The 24,039-nt window shown below is 68.4% G+C and carries 14 protein-coding genes and 1 riboswitch; of the genes, 8 read left to right on the plus strand and 6 right to left on the minus strand.

Going from position 1 to position 24,039, the window contains the following annotated elements:
* The first annotated feature begins 111 nt into the window (after positions 1-111).
* Together ABZX86_RS16520 and ABZX86_RS16525 are read left to right on the plus strand one after the other, a co-directional pair.
* Complete coding sequence (locus ABZX86_RS16520) at positions 112-1,536, plus strand: MFS transporter (protein ID WP_355124865.1); 1,425 nt, start codon at positions 112-114, stop codon at positions 1,534-1,536.
* A 198-nt stretch (positions 1,537-1,734) separates the two neighbouring features.
* Positions 1,735-9,633: an amino acid adenylation domain-containing protein gene (locus ABZX86_RS16525; protein WP_355124251.1), complete on the plus strand. Its 7,899-nt coding sequence runs from the start codon at positions 1,735-1,737 to the stop codon at positions 9,631-9,633.
* Here ABZX86_RS16525 and ABZX86_RS16530 read toward each other — a convergent pair.
* Positions 9,614-11,866, minus strand: a complete 2,253-nt coding sequence (locus tag ABZX86_RS16530) for a M28 family peptidase (RefSeq protein WP_355124253.1) — start codon at positions 11,864-11,866, stop codon at positions 9,614-9,616. The genes ABZX86_RS16525 and ABZX86_RS16530 overlap by 20 nt on opposite strands.
* Positions 11,867-11,924: 58 nt before the next feature.
* Complete coding sequence (locus ABZX86_RS16535; protein WP_355124255.1) at positions 11,925-12,686, minus strand: SDR family oxidoreductase; 762 nt, start codon at positions 12,684-12,686, stop codon at positions 11,925-11,927.
* Positions 12,687-12,801: 115 nt separating this feature from the next.
* Here ABZX86_RS16535 and ABZX86_RS16540 point away from each other — a divergent pair, with 115 nt between their 5' ends.
* The 4 genes from ABZX86_RS16540 (at position 12,802) to ABZX86_RS16555 (ending at position 15,522) form a co-directional block, all read left to right on the plus strand.
* Entirely contained in the window at positions 12,802-13,686 is an 885-nt protein-coding gene (locus tag ABZX86_RS16540; protein WP_355124256.1) for a helix-turn-helix transcriptional regulator, read from the plus strand.
* An 86-nt stretch (positions 13,687-13,772) separates the two neighbouring features.
* Positions 13,773-14,453, plus strand: coding sequence for a hypothetical protein (locus ABZX86_RS16545; RefSeq protein ID WP_355124258.1), 681 nt, complete (start codon positions 13,773-13,775; stop codon positions 14,451-14,453).
* Between the two features lie 35 nt (positions 14,454-14,488).
* Entirely contained in the window at positions 14,489-15,001 is a 513-nt protein-coding gene (locus tag ABZX86_RS16550; protein ID WP_355124260.1) for a DUF3558 family protein, read from the plus strand.
* A gap of 5 nt (positions 15,002-15,006) precedes the next feature.
* Positions 15,007-15,522 (plus strand): DUF3558 domain-containing protein, encoded by a 516-nt coding sequence (locus tag ABZX86_RS16555; protein WP_355124262.1) that lies wholly within the window; start codon positions 15,007-15,009, stop codon positions 15,520-15,522.
* On the opposite strand, the gene ABZX86_RS16560 is transcribed toward ABZX86_RS16555, so the two are convergent.
* The gene (locus tag ABZX86_RS16560; RefSeq protein ID WP_355124263.1) at positions 15,523-17,274 is read right to left on the minus strand and encodes an NRAMP family divalent metal transporter; all 1,752 of its coding nucleotides are present in this window, start codon (positions 17,272-17,274) and stop codon (positions 15,523-15,525) included.
* Between the two features lie 338 nt (positions 17,275-17,612).
* A riboswitch (M-box (ykoK) riboswitch) is annotated at positions 17,613-17,792 on the minus strand.
* Between the two features lie 157 nt (positions 17,793-17,949).
* On the opposite strand from ABZX86_RS16560, the gene ABZX86_RS16565 reads away from it, so the two are divergent.
* Positions 17,950-18,381 carry a DUF6636 domain-containing protein gene (locus tag ABZX86_RS16565; RefSeq protein ID WP_355124265.1) on the plus strand — a complete coding sequence of 144 codons (432 nt, stop codon included), beginning with the start codon at positions 17,950-17,952 and terminating at the stop codon, positions 18,379-18,381.
* A gap of 6 nt (positions 18,382-18,387) precedes the next feature.
* Here ABZX86_RS16565 and ABZX86_RS16570 read toward each other — a convergent pair whose 3' ends face one another.
* The 3 genes from ABZX86_RS16570 to ABZX86_RS16580 all read right to left on the minus strand — a co-directional run bounded on the left by ABZX86_RS16570 (position 18,388) and on the right by ABZX86_RS16580 (position 23,093).
* Positions 18,388-19,848 carry a dynamin family protein gene (locus tag ABZX86_RS16570; protein ID WP_355124267.1) on the minus strand — a complete coding sequence of 487 codons (1,461 nt, stop codon included), beginning with the start codon at positions 19,846-19,848 and terminating at the stop codon, positions 18,388-18,390.
* The gene (locus tag ABZX86_RS16575; protein ID WP_355124269.1) at positions 19,845-21,620 is read right to left on the minus strand and encodes a dynamin family protein; all 1,776 of its coding nucleotides are present in this window, start codon (positions 21,618-21,620) and stop codon (positions 19,845-19,847) included. The genes ABZX86_RS16570 and ABZX86_RS16575 overlap by 4 nt, the downstream gene beginning before the upstream one ends.
* Positions 21,621-21,692: 72 nt before the next feature.
* Entirely contained in the window at positions 21,693-23,093 is a 1,401-nt protein-coding gene (locus ABZX86_RS16580) for a hypothetical protein (RefSeq protein ID WP_355124271.1), read from the minus strand.
* A 21-nt stretch (positions 23,094-23,114) separates the two neighbouring features.
* Here ABZX86_RS16580 and ABZX86_RS16585 point away from each other — a divergent pair, with 21 nt between their 5' ends.
* The gene (locus ABZX86_RS16585; RefSeq protein ID WP_355124273.1) at positions 23,115-23,732 is read left to right on the plus strand and encodes a hypothetical protein; all 618 of its coding nucleotides are present in this window, start codon (positions 23,115-23,117) and stop codon (positions 23,730-23,732) included.
* Positions 23,733-24,039 lie beyond the last annotated feature (307 nt).

Consider the following 24,039-nt stretch of genomic DNA (forward strand, 5'->3'; position numbering starts at 1 on the left):
CAGTCTGTGCATCATGCATGCAATGTGTATCGTACACATGCGTTGAACTCGATCGATGAGGAGAAGCGCGTGGGCGAGTCAGTGATCAAGGCGCCGCCGGGTACCGGCGAGCTGCCGGGCGCCGGTTCCAAGGGCATCGTGGGCGTGCTGGCCCTGGCCGGAATTATCGCCGCCATCATGCAGACACTGGTGGTGCCGCTGCTCGGCCAGCTGCCGGTGCTGTTGCACACCAGCGCCTCCAATGCCTCCTGGGTGGTGACCGCGACCCTGCTGGCCGGCGCCGTCGCCACGCCGGTCGCCGGGCGGCTCGGCGATCTCTACGGCAAGCGCCGCATGCTGCTCATCTCGACCGTGCCGCTGATCGCGGGCTCGGTGCTGTGCGCGGTGGCGGATTCGGTGGTGCCCATGATCATCGGGCGCGGGCTGCAGGGCATGGGCATGGGCATTCTGCCGCTGGGCATTTCGGCGCTGCGCGATCTCCTGCCCGCCGAGCGGCTGGGCCCGTCCATCGCCATGGTGAGCGCCTCGCTGGGGATCGGCAGCGCGCTGGGGCTGCCCGTCGCGGCCGTTGTTGCGCAGCACGCGAATTGGCACATCCTGTTCTGGGGAGCCGGCGCCCTGAGCCTGCTCATCGCGATTCTCATCTATGTGGTGGTGCCGGACGTACCGGTGGTCGCCACGGGCCGATTCGATGGCGTCGGCGCGATCGGACTCGGCGTCGGACTGGTCTGCCTGCTGCTCGGGATTTCGAAGGGCGCGACCTGGGGCTGGGACAGCGGCAGCATTGTGGGCCTGCTCGTCGCGGCGGTCGCGGTGCTGGTGCTGTGGGCGTGGTGGGAGCTGCGGACCGACGACCCGATGGTCGATCTGCGGGTGGCCCGGCGGCCGCGGGTGCTGCTGACCAATGCCTCCTCCGCCGTGCTCGGCTTCGGCATGTACTCGGCCTCGCTGATCGTGCCGCAGCTGCTGGTGCTGCCGAAGATCACCGGATATGGCCTGGGACAGTCGATGCTGGCCATGGGTCTGTGGATGGCGCCGGGCGGAATCATCATGATGGCGGTGTCGCCGCTGGGCGCCAAGCTCTCCGCCGCGCGCGGGCCGAAGGTAACCCTTGTCGCCGGCGCATTGGTGCTGGCCGCGGGATACGCGACCTCGACCGTGCTCATGAGTTCCACATGGGGGCTGCTGGTGGCGGTCTGCATCTGCAACTCCGGTGTGGCGCTGGCGTACGGCGCCATGCCCGCGCTCATCATGAGTGCGGTGCCGCTCTCGGAGACTGCCGCGGCGAACAGCTTCAATACGCTGATGCGCTCCATCGGCGCGTCGTTCTCGGCGGCGGTCATCGGTGTGGTGCTGGCACAGCTGAGCACCAGTCTGGGCGGGCATCCGATTCCGACCGAAAACGGTTTCCGCGTAGGTCTTTTCATCGGCTGCGGCGTGGCGCTGGCGGCCGCGGCGATCGCCGCGTTCATCCCGGTGCGCCATGCCGGAACAAGCAATCGCTCGACCAGTAGCGCAGCGGCGGTTGCGGCCTGATCGTTCGTCCACTTACGGCACGACGAAAATGGCAGCAGACTTCCAGCAACTGTGCGGTACTGTCCGCAGTCGGGGCGCGCGAATCGGTATCCATTTGCGCCCCGGCTCATTCCGCCGCTCTCGACTTCGGGAGGGACAGTGCCAGCCCAGTCTCCGGATGTTTGCGACGCCGTACCGTTCGAATTGTCCCGCGCCCAAATGGAATTGTGGCTCGCCGATGATATCGAGGCCGGGAACGGCGCCGATCCGCGCGCGCTCCCCGGCCAGGCGCATTACCTGGAATTGCACGGGGAACTCGATGCGGAACTCTTCGATGCCGCGTCGCGTCGCGCCTTCGGGGAGTTCGGCGTGGGACGACTGCGCATCGGCCGGACCGGCGGGCGGCCGTACCAGTGGATCGCCCCGGATATCGGTGGCGCACTGGAACATGTCGATTTCACAGCCGAGCCCGAACCGCATCGGGCCGCACTGGAATGGATGAACCGGCGGCACCGGATTCCGATCGAACTGCTCGACGCTCCGCTGTGGGCGGCGGCGCTGCTGACGCTCGGACCCGAGCGGCACATCTGGTACGCGCAGATGCATCACGTCGCCATCGACGGCTACGGCGGACTGAGCCTGATCGCACGCATCGGGCAGTGGTACACGGCGCTGCTGCGCAATGCCGAACCGGAACCCTTCAAAGGTCTTTCACCAGCGGAGATCCACGCCTGCGATACCGACTATCGGGCCTCGTCGCGCTATGCCGCGGACCGGGACTATTGGCGAGAACGCTTCTCGGACTGGACAGCTCCGCCGCCGGCGACCGCGGCGATCCGGCCGCGTCGCCGTACCGCCGCGCCTGTCGCGCTGCGCGCCGCGGGTGCGCTGTCGGCATTCGAATGGGTGGCGCTGGACCAGTTGGCCGCCGATTGCGCGGTCAGTCCGGCGCAGGTGCTGGTTGCGGCAATCTGCGCATTCCAGGCGGGAACGGCGGGAACCACGGAACCCCTGGTGCAGCTGGCGGCCTCGGCGCGGACCACTGCCGCGCTCAAGCGGTCCGGCGGCCTGCTCGCCAATGTGCTGCCGATTCGATTGCACTGCGCGGGTGCGGTCACGCTGCGTGAGCTCATCGAGGCCGCCGCGCGGGAGACCATCGGCGGGCTGCGACATCAGCGCTACCGTTTCGAGGAACTGCGCCGCGAACTCGGCGTCGGCGCGGATCAGGCGCTGGGCCCCAGCGTGAATATCATGTTCTTCGATCGCGCCAGCCGATTCGGCCGTGCGGTAGGCGAATACAGCATTCTCTCCTCGGGTGCCGTGACGGATCTGCATTTCAATCTGTACCGCGCCGGGTCCGAGGAGGGCCTGTCGGTCGATATTCTCGCCAACCCGGAAAAGTACGACCAGCGGCAGCTCGACGACCATCTCAACCGCTTCCTGCTATTCCTCGGCAATTTCATTGCCGCCGACCCGGACCAACCAGTCGGCCGCATCTGTCTCCTCACCGACCCCGAGCGCGACCGAATCCTGCACGCCCCGAACCGCATAGACGAACCCGACGCCCTGCTCCTCCCGGATCTCCTGACCGCCACCGCCCGCCGAAACCCGACGGCGCAGGCAGTCGTCTGCGACGCGGCCGCGCAAGCGCTGGCCGGTGCGTCGGCGGAGCAGGCCGTGGCCGGTGACCCAGCGGAGTCGGCCGTAGCCGGTGCTCCAGCCGAGCGGGCAGTGGCCGGTGAACCGGCGGTCCTCACCTACGCCCAGCTCGATGCCGCCTCGAATCGCCTGGCGCACAATCTGAGTCGCCGCGGCATCGGTCCCGGGGACGTCGTCGCCATTCGCGCCCAGCGCTCCCTCGAATGGGTGGCGGCCATCTGGGGCGTCATGAAGTCCGGCGCCGCCTACCTCCCTATCGACCCGCATCACCCCGCTCACCGCACCACCGTGATCCTCGATGAAGCCGAGGTGTGCCTCGGAATCGACACCACCACAACAGTATTGCCCGATGCCATCAGCGCCGACCGAGACTGGCTGACCCAAGCCGACCTCGTGCAGGTCCTCGATTACCCGGCCGATGAGGCCGATGCTTTCACCGACTCCGATCGGACTCGGCCGCTGCATGCCGGGCATCCGGCCTATGTGATCTATACGTCGGGATCGACCGGCGGGTCCAAAGGCGTGGTTGTCACCCATGGTGGGTGGGCCGGTCTTGTTGCGGCGCAGGCGGAGCAGTTGCCGGCGAAGGTCGGAGATCGTGTGCTGTGCGTGACCGCTCCGACGTTCGATGCCTCGCTCTGGGAGTTACTGCTTGCCGCCACCACCGGGGCGACGCTGGTGGTGGCCGCGGGCGACGCTTATGCGGGACCGCGGCTGGCGGACCTCATGCGCCGGGAACGGGTAACCCATGCGTTCGTGACGCCTGCGGTGCTGGCGAACACCGATCCGTCGGGACTGGAACGCCTGCAATATCTTTCGACCGGAGGTGAAGCCTGCCCGCAGACGGTGGTCGCGTCCTGGGCTCCGGGCCGGAAGCTCGTGAATGTGTACGGTCCCACCGAGACCAGCATTGTCACCACGCTCGGCGGCCTCGAGCCCGATCGCCCGATCACGCTGGGCACCCCCGTCTCCGGTATGCGCTGCTACGTTCTCGACGCCTGGCTGCGCCCCGTGCCTCCCGGCGTCGTCGGCGAACTCTATCTGGGCGGCCCTGGCCTGGCGCGCGGCTACCTCGCCCGCCCCGCTGCCACCGGCACCAGCTTCATCGCCGATCCCTTCGGTGCACCCGGCGAAAGGCTCTATCGCACCGGCGATCTCGTCACCTGGGACGAACGCGGCGAACTCGAATTCCGCGGCCGCGTCGATTCTCAGGTCAAGCTGCGCGGACTCCGCATCGAACTCGGCGAGATCGAAGCGGTCCTCGCCGACTGTCCCGGCGTCGCGCAGGCTGTTGTCGTCGTGCACGCCGACACTCGCGATTCCGAACCCGAAAGCACAGCGGGTGCCGGCGTCGAATATCTCGCGGCGGCCGCCTTCCTGACAGGTCGGGAGATATCGGCCGGCGGTGTTCCGTCCGTGCCCGGCGGCCGGCCGATTGCGCCCCGAATCGTGGCATATGCCGTGCCGCACCCGGGCGTCCTGCTGACCAATCGTGAGCTGGAAGTCAGTGCGGCGCATCGGTTGCCGAGCTATATGGTCCCGACGATCGTGCTGCTGGATCGGTTGCCGATTACGGCGAACGGGAAGGTGGATCGGCAGGCGTTGCCTGCGCCGATGTCGGTGGCGACTCGGTATCGGTCGCCTGTCACGCGCGCGGAAAAGGTGGTGGCCGAAGCATTTGCGCAGGTGCTGGGAGTGGACAGCCCGGGCCTCGAGGACGATTTCTTTGTGCTGGGCGGTGATTCGCTGACCGCGACGCTGGTGGCGGCTCGGGTCGGCGCCGCGCTCGGGGTGGCGGCCGAAGTACGGGAGCTGTTCGAGGCGAGCACGGTCGCGAGTTTCGCGGAGCGGGTGGGAGCGCGGGATCTGCTGGTCGATCGGATGCGCCCCGCGCCTCGGATGCGGCCGGACCGGGTGCCGATCTCGTATGCGCAGCAACGGCTTTGGCTGCTCAACCGGCAGGATCCGGATTCGGCGGCGTACAACATGCTGCTGGGCCTGCGGCTGACCGGCGCTGTCGATGTCAGCGCGCTGACGGCCGCACTGACCGATGTGGTCGGACGCCACGAGGCACTGCGCACATCCTTCCTCGAGCTCGATGGCCAGGTGTGCCAGCAGATCTCGCCGGTGGACGCCGTGATCGCCGGACTGGCGCCGGAACCGGTCGAGGCGACGGACTTCGAGCGCACCATGGCCGAGTTCGGCGGCACCGGCTTCGATCTCGCTGCCGCACCGCCGATTCGGGTGCGCCTGCTGCGGGTCCAGGAGGACGGTGACCGCCCCGATCATCACGTGCTCGCGGTGCTGGTGCATCATGTGATCGCCGACGGACTCTCGCTCGGCCCGTTCGCGCGTGATCTGGCAACCGCGTACACGGCGCGGGTGCGCAGCACTTCACCGGAGTGGTCACCCCTGCCGCTGCAGTACGCGGACTACACCCTGTGGCAACATGCCGTGCTGGGTTCCGATTCCGATCCGGAGTCGGAGTTGTCCCGACAGCTCGGCTACTGGTCGGAGGTGTTGTCGGGGCTGCCGGTGGAATCGGCCCTGCCGCCGCATCATCCGCGTCCGGCGCACCCGTCGGGGCGTGCCGAGCGGGTGTGCACAGATCTTCCGGGCGATACTGTCCGGGGGTTGCAAGAGGTAGCGCAACGGCATGGCGCGACCTTGTTCATGGTGGTCCATGCCGGGCTGTCGGCCGTGCTGGCCGCGATATCGGGCGGAAGCGATATCGCGGTCGGCACGCCGGTGGCCGGACGGGGTGATGCCCGCCTGGACGACCTGATCGGCATGTTCGTCAATACGCTGGTACTGCGGGTGCCCGTCGATGCGGCGGAGTCGTTCGACGCGCTGCTGTCCCGGGTCCGGGATATCGATCTGAGCGCTTTCGCGCACGACGAGGTCCCGTTCGAACGCCTGGTGGAAGCCGTGCAGCTGCCGCGTTCCCGGTTCCGGCATCCGCTTTTCCAGGTCATGCTGTCGTTCCGCGCCGGTGGCCGCACCGAATTCGAACTGCCCGGCCTGCGGGTGGAATCCATCGAAATGCCTTTGCCCCTGGCCAAATTCGACCTCGAGTTCACGGTGGTGGAATCCCCGGCCGGGCTGTCGGTGACCGCGCAGTACGCCACGGATCTTTTCGATCGGCCCGCAGTGGCGGCGCTGACCCAGCGACTGGTCCGGGTCCTCGACCAGATCGCCCGAGATTCGGCCGTGACCATCGGTGACATAGACCTGCTGGCGCCGGACGAACGGCGTGCCCTGCGGGACTGGAACGACACCAGTGAGGCCATCGCGGTCACCTGGCCGCAGCTGCTCATCCGCGCGGCGGCTTACGATCCGGACGCCACGGCGGTGACGTGCGAGGACGGCGCGCTGACCTATCGCGAGCTCGGCGACCGCTCGAATCACCTGGCCCGCAGGCTGATCGGCCTGGGCATCGGCCCCGAGGACATGGTCGCGGTGGCGCTGCCCCGATCGCTCGAATGGGTGGTGGCGGTCTGTGCGGTGGCGCACGCGGGTGCGGCGTATCTTCCCGTCGATCCGAATGCACCCGCCGAGCGCACAGCACTCATGCTTTCCGATTCCACTGCGGCCGTGGGTATTACCGCGGCCCGCAGGCTGGCGGACCTGCCCGCCCTCCCGCGCGGCGAGTGGCTGATCATCGACCGGGCGGAGCCGGTAGAACCGTCGGCGCAGCCGATCACCGATGCCGACCGGGTGCGTCCGCTGCACCTGCAGCATCCGGCGTATGTCGTCTACACCTCGGACTCGACCGGAATTCCGAAGGCCGCCATCCTCACCCACGCCGGACTGGCGAATGTGGTGGTGACCCAGGCGCAGCGCTGCGACTCCGATCCCGGCACCCGGGTGCTCGCCGTCGCGTCCCCGAGCTTCGACGCCTCGGTGTGGGAACTGCTGCTGGCCTTGGGTTCCGGCTCCACCCTGGTGGTCGCACCGCCGTGGGCCTACGCCAGTGACGGCCTGCTCGACCTCATGGACCGCGAGCGCATCACGCACGCCATGCTCACCCCGCACGTGCTGGCCACCCTCGATGCACCGGAGCGATTGCCGCACCTGCGCCTGCTGGCCACCGCCGGTGCGGCCTGCCCACCGGAGCTGACCGGAATCTGGTCTGCCGGGCGCTGTTTCATCAGTGCCTACGGGCCGGCCGAGGCCACCATCTGGGCCACCGTCAGCCGCCCGCTGCGCGCCGAACCCGCCGTATCCGTCGGCGGTCCCGTCGTCGGCGCCCGCTGCTACGTGCTGGACAACCGCCTGCGGCCGGTTCCGCCGGGCGTGATCGGCGAAGTGTACGTAGCCGGAACAGGTCTGGCGCGCGGCTACCACCGCCGGCCGGGACCGACCGGCGGCCGATTCGTGGCGAACGGCTTCGGCGCACCGGGCGAACGCATGTACCGCACCGGTGATCTCGGTTCCTGGCGCACCGATGGCGAGCTGGATTACCACGGCCGCAATGACTTCCAGGTCGAGGCGACCCGATCAGATGGGGATATCCGGGCACCGCGTTCGGCGCTCGAAGAGTCGGTGGCGCAGGTGTTCACGCAGGTACTCGGACTCGACCGGGTGGGCATACTCGACGACTTCTTCGCGCTCGGCGGCAATTCGCTCAGCGCCGCCCGTGCTGTCGCGCTGCTGCGTGCGGCGGGGTGGTCGCTCGATCTGCGCGGCCTGTTCGACGAGCCCACCGTGGCGGGCCTGACCGCGCTGCTGCGCACACGCGGGCACACCGCGTCGACGGGCCCGCTGCTCACCGGCCCGCAGGAGCGATCCGAACACGTCCCGCTGTCGTATGCGCAGCAGGGCATTTGGCTGCTCGACGGCCGTGGCGCGGGCGCGGCCTGTCACATGCTGCTGGCCGTACGCCTGACCGGTGCGCTCGATGTGGTGGCCCTGGCCGCCGCCGTCTCCGATGTGGTGCAGCGGCACGAGGCGCTGCGCACCTACTACCCCGAGCATGACGGGGTGCCACATCAGGTGGTGTCGCATGAGGACGTCGGCGCACTGGAAATGCGCCGGATGCCCCCGATCAGGTTGCAGCGCGCGCTGGCCCAGTTCGAAGCCGCACCTTTCGATCTCGCGGTGGCGCCGCCGATCCGGGTGCGGCTGTACGCGGTCGATTCCTCCATCCAGCCCGCGGCGTTCGCCGGTACCCGCGGGCAGTCCGAGTGGGTCCTGGCCGTAGCCGTCCATCATGTCAATGCGGATGGTTACTCACTGGGCCCGTTCACGCGCGATCTCGCGGCGGCCTATCTCGCCAGGGCCACCGGCGGGGAGCCCCGATGGCGCGCCCTCCCCATGCAGTACGCGGACTACTCGCTGCGCCGGAATGCCGCACTGGGTACCACCGCTGATCCCGATTCGGAGCTGAATCGGCAGCTGGCGCATTGGGTTCGGGTGCTCGCCGACGCCCCCGTCGAAATCCCGCTGCCCCTCGATCGCCCACGCCCCGAGTCCGCCGGATACCGCGGTGATTGCATCGAATGGGCGGTGCCGCAGGAGATTACCTCCGCTCTGCGGGATATCGCGCGAGAGCACCGGGCCTCCCTGTTCATGGTCGTCCATGCCGCCCTGGCGGTACTGCTGGCGAAACTCTCCGGGTCCGGCGACATTGTCATCGGCACGCCGACGGCCGGTCGTGACGCCTCCGGTCTGGACGAACTCGTGGGCCTGTTCGTCAATCCCGTTGCCCTGCGCACTGCCATCGATGCCGACGAATCGTTCGCCCAGTTGCTCGACCGGGTGCGCGATACCGATGTGGAGGCCTTCGCACACGCCGGCACACCCTTCGAATGCATTGTGGAAGCGCTCGGCCTGACCCGTTCGGCCGCACGGCATCCGCTGTTCCAGGTGGTGCTGGCCTTCCGGGACTTAGGCGCGGCGCAGCTGCGCCTGCCCGGCGTCCGTGTCGAGCCGATAGCGCCGCCGCCGCGCACCGTGCGCTTCGATCTGGAATTCGGCATTGCCGAGGTCGATTCCCACCTCGCCCTCGAACTGCGCTACGACACCGCGCTTTTCGATCGTGACACCGCCGAAGCCATGCTGCATCGCTTCGATCTGCTGCTCGCCCGGGTGGCCGCCGATCCCGCCCGGATCGTGCGCAGGCTGACCGATTCCGGTGCGGCGCTGGGTATTACCACCGGGGAGATCGCTACACGCCCCGGTTGGCTGCTGCTGGACGATCCGGCACCGCGTGCCGAGCTCGCCGCCTCCGGCTGCACCGTGTGCGCCGCCGAGCGGCCGCGCCGCACGGGCACCGCGACACCGTTCTGCATTCACCCCGGTACCGGCTCGGCCTGGTCCTTCGCAGGTCTGCTCGCACACCTGGACCCGGAGATCTCGCGCTACGGCATCCGGGATCCCGGTGTGGCCGGGGGAGTCCCGCCGTTCGCCTCGCTGGACGAGCCCGGAGCCGGGAGGACTACCTCACCGGGACGGTGACGAAAACGGCGCAGGCGCTGTCCTGCCGGAAGAAGACGTCGCCCGGCGGGGGCCGGTACGAATCCACGTGCGAGTCGGGCAACCAGGTGTAATCGACCAGCCGCAGGGGGAGTGGTCCGGCCGGTGCGGTCAGCTCCACCTCGATGCCGTCGGCGGTAGGGGCCTCGAAGCGAAAACCCTTGTCCGGCACCGGCGTCACCTCGCGCCCGGCGACGCGCAGCGACGTCACGGCGGTTTCCCAGCGCAGCTCGATCCGGGTGGCCCCGCGCGTGGACCGCAGTCGCAGGCGAAGGGTGCGCTGCCCGGAATCGGTGGTGTCGGAGACAATCTCGGCCACCGGTGGCGACAGAGCCTGTGCCGGTGCGGGTCCGCTGGATGTGGCACTCGACCACAGACTGGAGAAGGGCGCGTCAGGTGCGCTGTCGCCCACGAAGTTTCGCGTCCAGTCGTCGGGCGCCAGGCTCGACAGCCAGCGCGCCTCGTGCCGATCGGCATCGAGTGCGTACCCCAGCTCGGTAATGCGCGGATGCTGATCGTCATAGTGATCCACCGCCAGCCCGGCGCCGGCCAGCGCGACGGTGACCGCCAGCGCGGTGGCCGGAATCGTCCAGCCGCGCCGGGTCGGCCAGGACCGGCTGAGCGTCAGCGTCAGCAGCCCGCCGAGCAGCATGATGAGCGGTGTGGCCAGGAACGGTGCGGTGAGCAGCCCGGCCTGCATCCCGGACCAGGCGGTGCCGCCGAGGAATACCGCCGCGGGCAGCAGAAATACGGTGAGCGCCAGCAGCCGCCAGCGGTCGGGCAGCAGGAAGGTGACAGCCACCCCGAATGCCGCCGCGCAACCGGGCAGTACGAACATCTCGGCGGCCGCCGGAGAGTAGACGGTGGTCGCCGCGCCGACCACGACCGTGGCGGTCAGCAGTCCGATCGGCGGGGCCGTGGCCCCGAACAGGCGGTGCGCCACGGTATAGGAGGCGGCCAGTGCGCACACGCACAGCACGATCATCGAGCCCTGGAAGAACTCCGGCCGATAGGGATCGACCGGAAATCCCCGATAGGCGGGCCGGACGGCCTGCACCACCCACCACAGCCCGTACGTCACGCCCACCGCGAGCGGAACGGTGGCCAATGCCAGTGCGGTGGCGCCGATCACGCCCTTGATCGAGGCCTCTCCGCTGTGCCGCACCTGCCGGATCACCCAGCCCACCGCCAGCAGTGCCAGCACCGCGAACGCGATGATCAGCCACGGCGGCGACACGATCAGCACGCCGAAAGGCAGTGTGAAATATGCCGGATTCGACTGGTTGGAGGTGTCGGCGAGATCTCGCGCACCGAAATCCCGTGCCAGCGCGAGCGCATTGTCGCCCACCTGCTGCACGGTCGCCAGATTCACGTGCTCCGGATCGTCCTTGGGGTTGTGGTAGTACGCATTACGCCCGGCATAGGCCCAGTCCAGCACCCGCAGGCCGCCCGGCTTGAACGAGACGAAATCGGTGGTGCTCGACACGCCCGCCCCGGCCAGGGTGGTGGTCAGGGAATCGGTATTCGGATGCGGCGCGGCCTGCGCCCCGCCCATGAGCCCGCCGTCGGGCCGGGTGATCCGCCACAGCAGCGGCGGCCCGCCCGCACCGCGCGCATCGTGATTGATCACCACACCGTGCTTGTCGTAATCACCGGCCGCCACAAAGGCTTCCGCGCCCAGCAGCCCCGGTTCCTCGCCATCGGTGATCAGCGCGACCACATCATTGCGCAGCCCGGTCTCGCTGTCCCGCAGTGCGCGGACGGTTTCGAGAATGGCGGCGACCGCGACGCCGTCGTCATTGGCGCCGGGGCCCGAGGGCACCGAATCATAATGTGCGACAAGGTATACGGTGCCGGTCGAATTGGTGCCGGGCAGCCGGGCCACAATATTGGAGACCCGGCCCAGACCTGCCTCGCCGTGCTGGAATGCTCCCGGCCAGCGCCCGACACCCTCCCGAATATCGGTCTGCAGACCGAGCTTTCGGAGTTCCCCGGCGAGATAGTCACGGACGCGGTCGTGTTCGGCGCTGCCGACCGGATGGGTCGTATGCGCGATCTCCTGCACGGTCCGGAAGGCGCGCCCGGCGCTGAACACCTCGTTCGGCGCGGAGTCCGTCCGATATCCGTGCGGCTGCTGCTGCCAGGCGGTGGCCACCACCACCGCCAGCAGTACTGCGAATGCCAGAAACCCGGAAAGCCCTCGTCCCACCCGCATGGATCCGATAGTAGGCAAGAAAGAGGGCGTTGGGTCCGACTCGGCCCGCCGCGTCGAATCAGGCCTGCTGGGTCGGCAGCACGATCACCTGACGCAGATTCACGCGTGCGGGCCGGCTGGTGGTGTACGCGATGAGGTCGGCGATATCGTCTGCGCTCAACGCCTCCAGCGCGGTGAACATGCCGTCGAGCTGTCCGCTCAGCTCCGGATTGTCGATGTGCGTGCCCAATTCGGTATCGGTCAGGCCCGGCTCGATATTGGTGACGCGCACCCGCCGCGGCCCGAGCTCGGTCCGCAGACTGCTCGACAGGTGGGTGAGCGCCGCCTTGGTCGCGCCGTACACCGCGTAATCGGGGAAGGTCACGTGTGCGCCGATGGAGGAGATATCCACCAGATCGGCGGTGCGCCCGGCATCGGCCGCCGCCAGCAGGTCCGGTACGAAGGCGCGAATAATGCGCAGCGCACCGGTGATATTGGTGTCGATCATCCGGACCCACTCGTCCTCGCGGCCCGCCGCGATCGGATTGGGCAGCATGACGCCGGCCGCGTTCACGACCAGGTCGACCGGGCCGAACACCTCGTGCACCCGGGCCGCGGCGGCGCTCACGCTCGCCGGATCGGTGATATCCACCGCGACGGCCAAGGCGGCGCCGCCGTCCGCCTCGATCTTGGCGGCCAGGGTCTGCAGCCGGTCCGCGCGGCGGGCCAGCAGGGCGACCCGGGCGCCGCTGCGGGCCAGCAGCAGTGCGGTGGCCTCGCCCATACCGCTGGCAGCTCCGGTGATGACGGCGGTGCGGCCGGCCAGGTTCTCGTAGCTCATTTCGAATCTCCTTCGCTGTGGTCTGTACTCATCCTGGACAGCGGCGAAGGGGTCAGCGAGGGGTCCGGTTTTCCTGGGTCCGGCAGTACCAGGATCGAACTTTAGGCTGAGGGGTATGCACACCGATCTCGGCGAATTCCTGCAATCGCGGCGCGCCCGCATCCAGCCGTCCGATGCCGGGTTGCGCGAATACGGTCGGCGCCGGGTCCCGGGTCTGCGGCGCGAGGAGGTGGCGCAGCTCGCGGGGGTCAGCGTGGATTACTACATCCGGCTGGAACAGGGGCGCGGCCGCAATGCCTCGGATGCGGTGCTCGATGCCGTCGCGCGGGCGCTGCGCCTGACCGATTCCGAACGGGTGCACCTCTACGCGCTGGCCCGGCCCACCGGTGGCCATCTCCCCAGTACGCCGGGCGTGTACCGGGATTCGCTGCGCGCGGGCGTGCGGCTGCTGCTGGATGCCATCGCGGCGCCGGCCTTCGTACTGGGTCGCCGCATGGATGTGCTCGCCTGGAATGCCTTGGCGGATACCATCTCCGGCTTCTCCGCGCTGCCCGAGGCGGAGCGCAATCAGGCCCGCTCCCTGTTCCTGGATCCGGCCGCCGCGCAGTTCTACCCCGACTGGGAGATCGTGGCGGCCGAGACCGCCGCCTTCCTGCGCCGCGATGCCGGACTGCATCCGGATGATCCGGACCTGCTGCTGCTGGTCGACGAACTGTCCCGCCGCAGCGATGCCTTCCGCCGCATCTGGGCCGACCATCCGGTGAAGGAGAAGACGTACGGCGCCAAGCTGATTCAGCATCCGGTACTGGGCACGCTCGACTTCGGCTACGAGACGCTGGCGCTGCCCGGCGATCCGGACCAATTGCTGGTCGTCTACACCGCGGTTCCCGGTTCGCCGACTGCGGCCGTGCTCGCCGATCTGACGGCGGGCAACCCTGTCGGACAGCTCCCGGACAACTCGGCCGCAGCGCTCCCGGGCAACTCCGTCGCACCGCGCTGAGGTGTGCGGATGACGGCACAGCACCAGGCTGATATCGACTGCACGGCTTCCCCGCCGCGCACCCTTTCACGTGGTAGACCGGCCTTATGACGGAGGCGGTCGGCAACGGCGCCGAGCCCTCGGCAGCGGGGCGCGCGGCGCCCATGGCAGCGGGGCGTTCGGCGGAATTCTGGGGTTACCTCATGTGGGGCCTCGCGGGACTGGCGATTGCCATTCCCGAACTGGCATCGGTATTCCGGTTGGCGAACTGGCCGACCATCTCATCGACGATCGGGCATCTGCAGGCTCAGCACGCGTGGGTGCGCCTGATCGTGGTGTTCGTCATCGTGGTCCTGGCGTATTACGCGGTGCCGCAATTGACGATGAATCCCGATCCGGCGCCCAGCAGCGTCGGGGGCCGGCCGGTGACCGCCAATGGCCGTATCACCACGAACAATGCGCCGGTCCAGTTGCTCGGGGTGGGGTACCTGGTGCTGGCCGCGGTGGTCTTCGTCTTCGGTGTGCTGTTCGCGGCCGGTGCGCGGCATATGGATCCGAATACCTACGTGGGCGCCTATGTGCTCTACGGCCTGATAGCGCTCGTCTGGGTGGTGATTCCCGGCGTGCTTTCGCTGGTATTCAGCCGCGATGTCCCGTTCCCCACGCTGTTCCGCACGATCGGCTATCTGGAGCGCCGGGCTCATCCCTTTGCCGCGGTCCTGCTCGCCTTGCTGGTGGTGCTGCTCATTCATCTGGCCTTCTACCCGTGGCCGCGGGTGGTCGCGTAGCGCCGGGAAGTCCTTCCGTCGCTATCATCGCAATCGTGCGTGCATTGTCGGGAAAAGTGAGTGTGGTGCTGCTGGCCGCGCTGCTGCTCTCGGCCTGCGGCACGCCGGGTAGGGACACTCCCGCCGCCGCACCCGCCAGTTCCAAGCCGCAGGTGGCGGCGCCGTCGGTGGATGTCGGGCTCTGTGGTTCGGCGGATGCCGGTCAGGTCGGCACGCAGTCCGGGCTCGGTGCGGTGACCCTCGTTTCCAGCGACGCCCTGCTGTGTCGCTGGGAGGCGCAGGACGGATCGAGCGTCACCTTCCGCTGGTTCCGGGGCAGCCCGATCGACCGATATCACAGTGACACAGCGACTTCCGTGAAGCGAGACGGTGTGGACATTGTCGGCCGCTCCGGATACAGCTGGCGCGGTGCGCATTCCTGCGAGGCGGCGGTGCCCACCGGTGACGCCGATTTCATCGCCTGGACAGTCGATTCCGCCGCCGCCACGCCCGATGCCGCCTGCGCGGCCGTCGATCGACTGGCCTCGGCGACTCTGGCAAAGGGGTGAATCCCGTGCTCACCAAGACAATTGCGGCGATGGCGGTAGCCGTGGCCACCCTCGGCGTCGTGACCGGATGCTCGAGCCATCAGCAGGACACCGCGGTGCGCTCGGCCGACGACCCCGACCTGCTGGCCGGCTGCGGTCCACTGCCCGACCAGGTCATCGCCACCACCCTGCAGGTGCCGTCGGTGCACCAGCAGAGCGCGCCGACCATCTGCAACTGGATCGGCGACTATCCGGCCGGCGGCACCGTGGGCCTGACCTACGCCTGGCTGCGCAACGACAATCTGATGACCGAAACCAAGGTGGCCGGTGATTTCGGTTATCAGATCGAGCGGGTGGTGATCAAACACTTCGCGGGTATGTACGTGCGGGACCCGAACGATCCGGGCAGCTGTGCGGTGACCATCTCCGATACCGGAATAGTCACCTGGTGGGTGCACAATCGCAGCCACACCGCACAGCCGGACCCGTGCGCCGCCGCCATGAGCCTCATGCAGGCCACCCTGGCGATCGACGGCGTCTGATCAGCCGGTAATGGCCTGGAAGACCTTGACGCCCACCAGGATCACCGCCACCAGCAGATAGCCGCGCAGTGCGAGCATGCCCGTCATCCGCGCCGTGCTGAACACCGGACGCTCCAGTGTGTGCAGCGCCGGGGTGCGCCAGGTATCACGATCCTGCTCCGCGATCGCCCTGCGCTCGGCGCGGGTGAGCGGGGTCGCATCCAATTCCTCGATCTGATCCGGGTCGATATCGCCGAGTTCCTTTGCGGTGCGCTCGATTTCGCGCCGCTTGGCGATCCGCCAGCTGATCAGCATGCCCGCGCCGCCGAGCAGGCCGATGGCCACCCCGGCGCCGAATCCGATTTCGAGGGCGCCGGTGGTCAGGCCGGGGAAGAAGGTCGCGGCGGTCAGTGCCAGTGACAGCAGCACCAGCGACAACACGATGACCCCCGCGACAATGTTCTGCCGCACGGTATTCACCCAGGGGCCGAGCACCGCCCGGTCATTGCAGAGCAGCACCAGAAACACTGTGGCGGAAGGCAACAGGACACCGGCCAGCGCCTGCACGCCCTGGGTCAGCAGGCCCAGCACATGATCCGGGCTGAACGATACGGCGGCCGCGATCGCCAGCAGCGCCGCATATCCCGCATAGAACATCGGCGCTTCGCTGATCTTCCAGTGCAGTGAGTGCCGCTTGCCCAGAGTGTCGCCGAGAGCATAGGTGGTGGCCAGGCCGACGGCATTCGCGCCGATGAGCGAGGCGTCGAACAGCAGGATGGCGAAGAGCGCGCCGACGGTCTTGCCCATGTGATCGGACAGGCTCTGGGCAACCGCCCCGGCATCGGTGAAATTGCCGATGGCGCCGGTACCGGCGAGACCGAAGGCCGCGGCGGCCATGATGGCGATCGCACCGGCCATGACCACCACGATCCCGATCCACAGATCGATGCGCTCGTAGCGGATCCAGCGCGGGGTGATGCGCTTGTCGACGATGTTCGACTGCTGGAAGAACAGCTGCCAGGGCGCGACGGTGGTGCCGACAATGGCGACGATCAGCAGCAGCAGTGTGGAATTCAGCCCGCCGGGGAACGAGGGGAGCAGACCGTGCGCAGTGTCGCGCGCACTCGGATGCACCATGAAGGCCAGCGGGAACATGACGATATTCACGGCGATGAGCCCGAAAAGGAAACGCTCCCACCGGCGGAACGAACCGCCTGCCACCATGGCGAACAGCAGTACCGCTGCCAGCGGCACCGAAATGCCCTTGGGCAGGCCGAAATAGCCCAGAGCCATGGAGACGCCGATGAATTCGGTGACGATGGTCAGCGCGTTCACGATGAACAGGTCGCCGACGCTGAACGCACCCCAGAACTTGCCGAAGCGATCGAAGATCAAGCGCGCGTGCCCGACTCCGGCGACCGCGCCCAGCCGCACCACCATCTCCTGGTTGACGTACAGCACCGGGATGAGCAGCAGCAGCGTCCAGACCAGGGCCATACCGTAGTTCTGTCCGGCCTGCGCGTAGGTGGCCACGCCACCGGCGTCATTGTCGCCGACCATGACGATGAGGCCGGGGCCGATGATGGCGAGCAACATGCGCAGACGCTGTGTGCGGGTACGCCCTTCGAGGGTGTCGTGCTGGCCGATACTGCCCAGCGCGCCGACGATATCGCCCACATGGGCGGAGTCCATGGTGGCGGAGGTGGCGGCGGCTCCGGGGGGAGCCGCGGTGGTCACGGTACGGCGGTCGCCGCCATTCGAGAAGAAGGCCATTGCCGTTCCCTCGCTTTCGACATCAGGTGTTGCGGGCGTGCGGAATCAACCCGGTCACCTAGCGATTTCGGGCACACCGAAACTGCTCGCGGCACACGCCTACCACGCCGCCGGCAGGGCGCCGGAGGGTCGAATGTGCTTGCGGGTCAGCCGATTACCGAAATGCGGCAAGCCGGGGACGAGACGAATCGGAAATCCGTACTCGGATACGGACTATCGCCGGAACTCATGTGTCGCCCCTCACCTCCTTGCCGCCATGACGCACGAGGACGTCGTGAAACTCATCGCGTCAGACCGCGCGGGCGAGGGGGAAACATGGCCACGCACAACGGCGTAGCCCTGCACCCCTCTCGTCAGAGCTTCGGCACTGTACGACGTATCCGGGGGCTCGCGGCCCGGGGAAGCCACTTTGGATCAACCCTTAATCCGGGCTGATCTGTCCTAACCCTGGGCGTCTCTCGACGTCGTCGGATCAGTGGCCTGTGTTCGTACAGGAGCCTCGCCTAGCGAGGTGCTGACTCGGCAATGTTGAGCGTGCTCGGAGCGAATGTCAACTTCAGCCCGGTCGGTTCGGTTCGCGGATTGCCGGTTGACAAGCCGGGCGTAAGGGTTTTGAAACCGCTCGGGAACAGCATGGGGACACCCTCATCGACCACCCCAGAAGGATCCGAAGTCATGAAAGCGACCCACTTTTCGATCGCCCTCGGTGCCGTCGCGGCGACCGTCACGGCCCTCGCGCTCAGCGCGGCGCCGGCGAATGCCGCGCAACTCGACCAGTTCGTCTCACCGTCCGGGAACATCGGCTGCCTCATCGGCCCGCACGGTGCGGAGTGCGAGATCAGGGACCACAGTTACGCCCAGCCGGCGGCGCCGGTCAACTGCCACGGCGCGTACGGCGATGTGTTCTCCGAACAGGACGGGACCTTCGCGCAGCTCAACTGTCACACCGATCAGCCCATCGACTTCCATTCTCGCGTAGTCGATTACGGCCAGCAGGTCCGCGAAGGCGCCATGGTCTGCAGTGTCACCATGCAGTACGTTGAATGCGCCGACGGCACTACCGGTCACGGCTTCAAGGTGGCTCGCGAGTTCTACAACATCTACTGAATTCGGTTACCGAACCGCCGTCCGGCTGTCCTCGACAATCGATTCGCAGCTGCGGGCCACGGCGCGGCAGGTGGCGGCGGTGAGCGGATCCAGCAGCGGATTGTCGAGTCGGTTGCGCCAGTCGCGAATTGCGCGCAGGGCGGCATCGCGCCGCTGCGCCGGACCCGCGTTCGCCGGCAGGCCGAGCCGCTGGTGTGCGGAGATGCCCTTACCGCCGAGGACTCGGGTGGCGAGGTCGCGATCGAGTTCGCTCAGTCGGGTGGCGCGAATGCTGGACAGTAGCCGGAGCTCGGTAAAGGTATGGGTATCGGCGAGACTGCGATCCACCTGACGGGAGAGCCCCTCGCTCCCCGAGTGGCGGTTCAGAATGCGTTTGAGCGATGCCATGGCGGAATAGGCCTTGAGTTGTTCATTGCGCTGGCCGAATTGGCTGTTGAGAGTGCGGCGCAGGTCATCGAGGCCGCTGCGGCGCAGCAGTTCGGCGGCCAGCGCCGGTGCGTCGGCAATGCCCGCGTGAATCATGGAGACGGCCAGTCGAATACCGAACAGGCCGAAGGCATTGACCAGGCGGGTGCGGTCAATTTCGGTCACCGGAAGATTGCTGGTGGGTGCGGTGAAGCGGGTCACCGAGATCAGGGCCGCTTCGAGATCATTGCGGGGGACCGATGCCAGGGTGCGCAGGATGGTGAATTCGGCCTGGCGCAGCGTCTGGCCGCGCAGGGCCAGCAGACCGGAAACCGGAATGAAGCTCTGGTGCAGACCCCGCAGTTCCGGCGCATCGGCGAGGGCGCGGCTCAGGCGGTGTGCGGCCGCCAGGGGATCGCCGTGGCCGCCGTCGATCTCATCGGCTCGGGACAGTACGCCGACGACGCCGAGCGGACCGGTGCCGGTCGCCATCTGATCCTGAATATTTTGCAGCAGTTGAACATCGGTGTCGTGCAGATCGCGCATGAGGTAGACGATGGCGTCCGCCTCGCAGATCCCGTCCTCGGGGGCGAGCAGGGCCAGGGTGCGTTCGGAGACATCGCGAGAATTCGACGAGGTGCCGGGGGTGTCGATGATCGTGAAATCGTCCAGCAGCGAGGAAGGCCAGAAGACCTCCAGCTTTTCCACGCGATCGGCGGTGACACCCAGATCGAGGGTGAGCTGGCCATCGGTGCGCAGCACCGGCAGCAGGCGCGGGCGGCCGTCGGCGGTGAGCTGGATGCGGGGTGTCGCCGACTGCTGGAACCAGGTCACCACGCGGGTGCACTCGGTCGCGTCGGTCGGCGCGATCTCATCGCCGATCAGGGCATTGAGCAGCGTCGATTTGCCCGACTTGAGGGTGCCGGCCAGCGCCACCCGCAGCGGTTCGCCCAGTCGGCGCTCGCAGGCGGCCAATTCGGCGTCGCACCGGGAGCGCGGGCCGAATTCGGTACGGGCCGCGCGGATCAGGCGGTGCGCCTCGGTCAGTTCTCGACCGGTCACCGCGCTTCTCCTGCCTGGACCAAACCCGCTGCCTGCACCCGCAATTGGCGCAGATAGCCCAGATTTCCCTCGACCTGGGCGATGCGGGCCGCGCGCCGGCTTTCGTGCGTATTTCCGGCCTCCTGCGCGGCCTGCAGGGAATCGTTTGCGGAGCGGAGCATTTCGTCGGCCACCGTGGTGAAGTGATCGCGCAGGGTGCGCTGCACATCACGCAGGCGCTGCTTGGACTCCTTGCTGACCTGGAAGACGACCTCGTCCATGAGCCGGGCCACGGCGAGCCGGGCCTCGGAGCGGCGGCGGGCCTTGAGCGCCTTGTGATCCTCCCGGAAAGTGTTGGCGCCGAGCAGGAGTCCCGCGCCGATGGACCACGGGTTCACCAGGGCCAGGCCGAGCAGGCTCGTCGCCAGGCCGACCATCAGCACGCCGCCGTACGAACCGCGCAGGCTGGTGATGGCGCGCTGGACCACTCCGGCCTTGCCGCTCTCCAGTGCTTCCACCGAACCGAGTTGGCCGAGCAGCGCATCCGTGTCCGCGCCCGGCAGCGCCGGCAACTGGACCTTGCCGTCCTCACTGAACCGATCAGCGACCTTGCCCGCCAGGTCTATCGAAAGCTGATGCGCCAGAATGAAATTGTCCTCGACCGCGGCCGAGACACGGCCGTTGACGCGCTCGCTGAACGCCTCCCACTGGCGGGCCGGATCGGATTTCATGATCTCCTCCTCGGCCTCGCGCACAATGGCGCGCAGCCGATGTCGCAGATCGTGTTCGACGGAGACGGTCAGTTCGGTGATGCCGTCGCCCAGCACGTACTGCCAATTCGCGGTGCGCTTGCGCAGGGCCTCGGCGGTATCGCGGGCGGCGCGGATGCGGTCGAGGAGTTCCGCACTGCGGGACGGGTCCTGCAGTGCGGTCAATTCCGAATTCAAGGCCAGCGCAACGTGATCGGAGACGACACGGACATCGTTGACGACGGATTCGCGGGCCACCGCATCCGCTCGCGCGACGAGGTGATTGCGAATGAACGCCTCGAGTTGCGGGATACCGGATTCGACCTCGAGCATCTGGTCGCCCAGGCGATGCGCGGTTTTGTGCATGGCCGAGGAGACGGGCAGGATCGGCAGATCCAGATCGGCATCGGTGAGATGCTTGCGATTGGCCTTCTGGATATCGGCCCAGCGGACATAGCTGTCGATCTTGTTGATTACGCCCGCCACCATCGGGCAGAGCTGGTGAATCTGTTGCAGGAAACGGATTTCCGGTGCGGTGTACTCCTGGCTGGCATCGGAGACGAACAGCACCGCGTCGACGGTCGGCAGCATCGAGAGGATCTCCGTCGCGCGCCGGGAACCGGCGCCGGTGACACCCGGCATATCGATGAGCACCACGCCCTCGGCGAGCAGATCCACCGGCAGGGCGACCTCGGTCCGGCCCGCTTCGCCGGCCTTCGTGGACTTCGACTCGCCGTATTCGACGACCACCGGTCCGGGCAGCGGCTTCGGCCCGCGATTGCGTTCCGGCGCAGTCACATTCGTGGCGCACACATCGGCGGCGACCAGGGCGTTGACCAGCGAGCTGATGCCCTTCTTGGACTGGCCGGTGACAACGATGCGCAGTCGGGAATCGCTGACCCGCTGCCGCGCCGACACCAGCCGGTTCGACAGATCGGTTCGGCCGACGGCATCGGTCACCGACCGCAGCTCATCGAGCAGCGCGGTCATCGAATCGGTCGACGGGGAGAGTTTCCTCGCGGAAGCCGGGGTTGACGCGGTCACGCCATTTCCTTTCATGCGCGGTGGGGGTGCGGTTCCGGCCCGCCGCGTCGGACGCGGCGGGCCGGAGGGCGATCAGTGGTGCAGGTCGGTCGTGGCGGAGTGACTGGTATCGACCGTGCTGTGGGTCAGCGCGGTTCCTGCGTCGGAGGTCAATCCGGTCGACAGACCGGCATCCGAGGTGGTCAGCCCGGTGTGATCGATGGTCGCGCCCGGATCGGCCGCCGTGACATCGACCGGATGCACTGTCGTCGCGTCGGCCGGATGCACTGTGGTCGCATCGGCCGGGGCGACGGTGGTCGCGGCCGAGACGTGATCCACCGGTGCCGGAGCGGCGGCCGGTGCCGGAGCGGCGGCCGGTGCCGGAGCGGCGGCCACAGTGGTGACCGGAGCGCTGGCCGCGGGCGCGGCGGTTCCCGCATGCGCCGCATCCGAGGGGTTCGCGGTGCCTGCGGATGTTGTCGGTGCGGTGGTCGCATTGCCCGACAGCAGTGCGCCGGCATTGGCCGAGGCGTGCGGGGTGGTGCCCCCGCCCGTCGTCGCGCCGGTGCCCAGATCCGCGGTGGGTGCCGCCGCCGTGGTCGGAGCCGTGACCGGTGCGTGCGCGGGTTCCGTTGCGGGCGCGGCGCTTTGCGGCGCGACGGCCGCGCCACCGGCGGCCACTGCCGCGCCACCGGCCGCGGTGGTGGGTGCGATGGTGCCCGCGTGAGTGGGTTCCGTTGCAGCTGAGCCGATCTGGGAGCCGCCCGTTGCCGCCGTGCCGATCTGGGAACCCGCCGGTGCGGTCGCGCCGAGCTGCGGCGCTGCCGGTGCGGTGGTGACCAGATGGGTCGGCGCGGCCGCTCCACCGCCGGTGGTCGAGGACACGGTGGTCGACGCCGCACCGAGATCGGCGGCCGGTGCGGTGACCGGATGCACCGAGCCGCTGGTCAGGGAGAACGAGTTCGCGATCGCGGCAGGCTGCGGAGCTACCGCAGCCTGAGCCACGGTCCCGGAAATCGACTGTGCGGCAGCACTTGTCTGCACACCCGCCGACACCGGGGTAACGGCTATCGGTGCCACCGCGTTCGCCGCGGCCACACCGGAGGCCGACGAAGCCGCCGACTGCCCGAAGTGCGCAGTCCCGACACTGCCCGACTGATTGAGGTTGGCACTCGAATTCGACAGCCCGAGCGAAGCCCCCGGCGCCTGCCCCAACCCCGAACCGGCCGAAAGTCCCGCACTGGAAGACAACCCGCCACCGGCCGACACTCCGCCACCGGAGGACAGACCCCCACCGGAGGACACCCCACCGCCAGCGGAGAAGCCCGCATTGGAAGACGCGCCGCCGGAGGACAGGCCAACGTTGGACGACAATCCCGCACCGGACGAAGCGCCGGAGGACAGGCCCGCATTGGCGGACAAACCCGCACCGGACGAAGCACCGATCCCGGAGGACAGCCCAGCATTCGCGGAAAGTCCAGCGTTGGAAGACAACCCAACCCCTGGCGCCGCACTGTGCGCCCCGACGAGCTCATTCGAACCCGAGCCGGATACGCCTACATTGCCGGCAAACCCACCCCGCTCGTGACCCTCATCGCCGCTGCCCCCGATCCCGCCATGCACCCCACCCGACCCGTGCTCACCCGCACCACCGGGCCCGCCGTTCCCCGGCTGCCCCGAATTCCCATGCTGCCCAACCCCACCCGGCGCACCGGGCTGACCATGCTCACCCCCACCGTTGTGACCGCCAGGCGCACCGGGATTCCCGTGCTCGCCACCACCGTTGGGCCCGCCCGGGTTCCCGTGTTGTCCCGATCCGCCGGGCGCGCCACCACCGTTGGGCCCGCCCGGGTTCCCATGTTGTCCCGATCCGCCGGGTGTGCCGGGGTGGCCGTGTTCGCCGCCACCGTTAGATCCGCCGGGGTTCCCGTGTTGTCCCAATCCGCCGGGTGTACCCGGGTGGCCGTGCTCGCCGCCGGGGTTTCCATGTTGGCCTGGTGCACCGGGGTGCCCGTGTTCGCCGCCACCGTTGGTCCCGCCGGGGTTTCCGTGCTGACCGGATCCGCCGGGTGCCCCTGGGTGCCCGTGTTCGCCACCACCGTTAGGCCCGCCCGGATTCCCGTGTTGGCCTGATCCGCCGGGGTTTCCGTGCTCACCGCCGCGGCCTCCGCCGTCATGCCCGCCGGGCTGGCCGTGCTGTCCCGATCCGGGTGTGCCGGGGTGGCCATGTTCACCGCCACCGTTGTGCAGTCCCGATCCGCCGGGTGCACCCGGGTGGCCATGGTCGCCGCCGCGGTTGCCGCCGCCGTCGTGCCCTGGCTGGCCGTGCTGTGCAGAGCCGGGTCCGTCATGGCCGTGGTCGCCACCGCGATTGGGTCCACCGGGATTCACGGAGCCGCCCAGGTGGCCGTGCCCCCCGCCGCCGTTATGGTCGCCGGGC

This window comes from Nocardia sp. NPDC006630, assembly GCF_040611495.1.
In the GTDB taxonomy this organism is placed as follows: Bacteria; Actinomycetota; Actinomycetes; order Mycobacteriales; family Mycobacteriaceae; genus Nocardia.